The organism is Pseudomonas protegens, assembly GCF_003732485.1.
In the GTDB taxonomy this organism is placed as follows: Bacteria; Pseudomonadota; Gammaproteobacteria; order Pseudomonadales; family Pseudomonadaceae; genus Aquipseudomonas; species Aquipseudomonas protegens_B.
Genome location: NZ_MOAK01000072.1, coordinates 1 through 648, shown reverse-complemented (window position 1 = coordinate 648; position 648 = coordinate 1). Strand labels below are relative to the sequence as shown.

Here is a 648-nt window from a genome sequence, read left to right as displayed (position 1 = left end):
TGCCGGCCCTGTTGTCGAGGTGGCCCGCCTTGAGCGTCAGGTCGCCCTGCTGGGCAATCACTTGTCCGCCTTGGTTGCCGGCGTCGGCCGCCACATCGAGACCCAGGTTGGTCTTGGCCTGCAGCAGGCCTCTGGCGTTATCCAGACGCTCGGCATTGAGTTGCAGGTCGGCTTCGCGGCTGAGGATCTCTCCGCCATCGCTGTTCTGCACTTCGCCACTGGCGCTGATCAACACCGACTCATTGGCCGCGACCCGGCCCTTCTGTCGGTTGTCCAAGTGTTCGGTGAACAGCCGCAGCCACTGCTGGCTGGAGAGTTCGCCGCCCTGGTTCTCAACCTTCGTGCTGCGCTTGAGCAGCAAGGGGCCGGCGGCAGACAGCGTGCCCTGGTTGTTGATCAAGTGTCCCAGCAGGTCGAGGGTGACGCCCTGCTTGCCGGTGAAGGTGCCGTGGCTGTTGTCCAGGTCGCTGCCGATGAACTCCAGGTCGCCGGTAGCGTTGACGGTGCCGCCCTGGTTGCCCAGGGCCATGGCCTGCAGGGTCAGGGTGGCGGCGCTGTCGATGGAGCCGCCCTGGCTGTTGTCCAGCCGCTCGCTGAGTTTGAGGCTCTGTGCACCCGCGCTGGAGATCACGCCCTTGAGGCTGTTGT

The 648-nt window shown here is 65.4% G+C and carries 1 protein-coding gene; it reads right to left on the bottom strand.

The genetic code is table 11. The annotated features are described in order from the left end of the window. A partial coding sequence (locus tag BLX41_RS18215; protein ID WP_473241682.1) for a hypothetical protein occupies positions 1–648 on the bottom strand: 648 nt, incomplete at both ends.